We start from the raw sequence: 3,075 nt of genomic DNA on the forward strand, positions 1-3,075 counted from the left end.
CTCAGGTGAGAATGCATCCCGCGAGACTACGTGTCCCGCACGATCCGCACTCGACCGGTAAGAACGAGGCGAACGTTGCCTGATGCGGCACTAGGCGCGGTTCCGCGCGGCGCGGCCCGCCGGCCTGACGGCTCACCCGAAGGCCGGCCGTCCCCCGAGGGGCCGATGCGTGAGGCGAGGGGGGATCGTCCGGCGCTCCAGTGGTCCACCCGACCCCATGGATGCACCATTCATGGTAGTCTTTGTCACGTCAGACCGGGTGGCCCCCGGTAGGCGATCGAACCGCTCCTAGAGGAATCCGCACATGACCGGCATGATCATCGACGCGAGTCCCACCCCCTACTTCCTGGCACGGTGCATCCCGTGCGCCCGCCCGGTGCGGACCGAGGCGCCGAACCCGCCCTGTCCGGAGTGCGGCCGCGCGTTGAGCAGCGAACGGCTGTACGCCGTGACCCGCGATGAGTCCTGCGACGGGGCGTGCATGAACGCGTTCGGGCCGTCGTGCTCGTGCTCGTGCGGCGGGGAGAACCACGGCAAGTCGTTCGGGTCGCAGTCCACCCGGGAGGAGACGGAGCGGGCGGTCAATGCCTACCGCGCCCGCGTCGCCAAGGAGGAGGAGAAGCGCGCGAAGAAGGCCGCCGCCAAGCGGGCACGCGCCGAACGGGAGTTCGCGGCGTGGAGCACCGCCCAGCCCGGCCGCGCCGAACTGCTGGCCTACCTTGCCGACGGGCCGCACGACAGCAGCTTCGTAGTCGACATGGCCCGCCAGGTGTCGCGGCTGGAGCCGCCGACGGAGCGCCAGGAGGCGGCAGTGGGCCGGTGCATGGAGTATGCCCACCGCCGGGCCGAGGAGGCCGAACGGCGGACCCAGGAGGCCGCCACGGCCGCTCCGGTGCCCACCGGAAAGGCCCTGGAGATCACCGGGGAAATCATCCTCGCCAAGTACGAGGACCTGGACTACGGGTCGGGCGGCCGGTACAAGATGCTCGTTCGCGGCGAGGGCGGATGGCGCGTGTGGAGCACCGTTCCGGCCACCCTTACCCGAGAGATCAAGGATGGCCCCGCCAGCGAGCTCTAGGGCAAGCGGGTGAAGTTCACCGCCGACGTGGAGCCCTCCCCCAAGGACCCGTCGTTCGGGTTCGCCAAGCGGCCCCGCAAGGCCCTCACCATCACCTGATTCCCACCGGGGGCGCGCTCAGGGCGCGCCCCCGCCCCGCACAACTCGACCCCGCCGGCGGCGCCGCCCCGCTCGCCGCCGGCGCAGACCGCCCGGGGCACCCACCGTTCCCGCGACCCGAGAGGTTCCCATGCCCGAGCTCACCGCCACCGCGACCGAGGCCCCGTCGAAGGCCCTGCCGCCGGGAACGGTCATCCGGTGTCAGCACGTCCGGCAGGGGCGGAAGCTTGGGCAGGCACGGGCCGTTGTCCTCGGCCGGTTCGGCACGGGCGAGACGGCGCCGTACCGGGTGTGGTTCTACACCAAGGGCCCGGCCCGCCAGGGGGACGACGCCACGGTGTCGCTCAGCTTCCCGCACGAGATCACCGTCCGGGGCCCGCTCGCCGACCAGTCGGAACGCGTCCTGGGCCGCATCGTGAGGGGAACCCACCTGTTCGACGACGCGGCCGAGGTGTGGCGACTGGCGAGCACCCTGCAGGTGATCAAACGGGCGCAGCGGCGCGGCTGACCGCTCCGCCGGCGGGGCGGTCCGGCCGGTTGCCGGCGCCCCGCCAGCGGAGCGTCAGGGATGTTCGGGTGGAGGGGCAGTGGCGTCCGGGCGGGTGGCACAGCTTCACACGATGCGTTATCCGTGGTAGTATTTCTCTTGTCAGGCCGGGCGGCTACCCGGCAGACATTCGAACCGCTGTCCCGACCGAAGGAGACCGATCATGGCCCGCACCGCGACCAAGCGCACTCCCCGCCGCAGCAGCCTCACCATCGCCGAGAAGGCCGAGAAGGCCGCCGAGCGCGAGCAGCTGGAGAACGAGCTGCACGAGCAGCTGGCCGCCGCTGTGATGGAACTGGTCACCTCCGAGGGCTGGACGGCCATGCTGACGCAGCTGGTGAAGGCGTCCGCCACCGACATCGGCCGGTACTCGGCGAACAACATCTTCATGATCCTCATGCAGTGCCCGCAGGCCACGGCCGTGTGCAGCTACAACCAGTGGCGGGAGCGCGGCCGCCAGGTCGTCAAGGGCGAGAAGTCCATCCGGATCAACGCCCCGATGACGGGCAAGCGGAAGGACGAGGAGACGGGCGAGGTCGCCACCGACAAGGACGGGAACGAGAAGACCTACACCCGGTTCAAGCTGGTGCCGGTGTTCGACGCCAGCCAGACCGAGCCCATGTGGCAGCACAACCCCAAGAGCGGGACGTACTTCATCACCCCCGCCCTGGGCGCACCGGTGAAGGCGTTCGGAGCGGACACGCCGGGCGAGGCCCCGGCCGAGATGTGGCAGACCCTGGAGGCGTACGCCGTGCACCACGGCTACCGGGTGGAGACCGGGCAGACCGGAGCGGCGCGCGGGTGGGCGCAGTCGAGCACGAAGACGGTGCGGATCAGCGGCCAGGTGACGCCCGCCCAGGCGTCCGTGACGCTGGCGCACGAGGTCGCGGGGCATGTCGCGCTCGGGCACACCGAGGACCCGTCCGGGTACTTCCTGCACCGGGGCGAGAAGGAGACGGAGGCCGATTCCGTGGCCCACATGATCGCCGCCTTCTACGGCGTCGACGCCACGGTGAAGGTCGCCCCGTACATCGGCGAGTGGGCGGGAGGCGAGTCGAAGGAGGTCCGCCAGATGCTCAGCGCGACCGCCGAGACCGTCCGCAAGGCGTTCCGCGCCTTCCTGGAGTTCCGGGAGAGCCCGGAGGCTGCCGCCGCCATGGTGGCCGCCCAGGTGCCCGCTCTGGCCGCCGCGTAGCGGTTGTGGGGGGGGGGGGGGGGGGGGGGCCCCCCCCCCCCCCCCCCCCCCCCCCGCCCCCCCCCCCGCCCGGGCCCCCCCCCCCCCCGCGCGCCCCCCCGGGGGGCCCGCGCCGGCCCCCCCCCCCCCCGCCGCCGAGGACCTCGCGGGCCGTCG

Annotated in this window: 3 protein-coding genes; all 3 read left to right on the plus strand. The window is 72.4% G+C overall.

Going from position 1 to position 3,075, the window contains the following annotated elements:
* The first annotated feature begins 304 nt into the window (after positions 1-304).
* The 3 genes from ACIRPK_RS23690 to ACIRPK_RS23700 all read left to right on the plus strand — a co-directional run bounded on the left by ACIRPK_RS23690 (position 305) and on the right by ACIRPK_RS23700 (position 2,919).
* Positions 305-1,078 carry a hypothetical protein gene (locus tag ACIRPK_RS23690; protein ID WP_403041297.1) on the plus strand — a complete coding sequence of 258 codons (774 nt, stop codon included), beginning with the start codon at positions 305-307 and terminating at the stop codon, positions 1,076-1,078.
* A gap of 229 nt (positions 1,079-1,307) precedes the next feature.
* Positions 1,308-1,685 carry a DUF6409 family protein gene (locus tag ACIRPK_RS23695; protein WP_403041299.1) on the plus strand — a complete coding sequence of 126 codons (378 nt, stop codon included), beginning with the start codon at positions 1,308-1,310 and terminating at the stop codon, positions 1,683-1,685.
* A gap of 202 nt (positions 1,686-1,887) precedes the next feature.
* Positions 1,888-2,919: an ArdC-like ssDNA-binding domain-containing protein gene (locus ACIRPK_RS23700; protein WP_403041301.1), complete on the plus strand. Its 1,032-nt coding sequence runs from the start codon at positions 1,888-1,890 to the stop codon at positions 2,917-2,919.
* The last annotated feature ends 156 nt before the right edge of the window (positions 2,920-3,075 follow it).

The organism is Kitasatospora sp. NPDC101801 (assembly GCF_044766665.1).
Classification (GTDB): Bacteria; Actinomycetota; Actinomycetes; order Streptomycetales; family Streptomycetaceae; genus Kitasatospora.

Excerpts from the sequence above, each read along its gene's own strand:
- ACIRPK_RS23690 (WP_403041297.1), top strand. The coding sequence starts at position 305 with ATGACCGGCATGATCATCGACGCGAGTCCCACCCCCTACTTCCTGGCA.
- ACIRPK_RS23695 (WP_403041299.1), top strand. The coding sequence starts at position 1,308 with ATGCCCGAGCTCACCGCCACCGCGACCGAGGCCCCGTCGAAGGCCCTG.
- ACIRPK_RS23700 (WP_403041301.1), top strand. The coding sequence starts at position 1,888 with ATGGCCCGCACCGCGACCAAGCGCACTCCCCGCCGCAGCAGCCTCACC.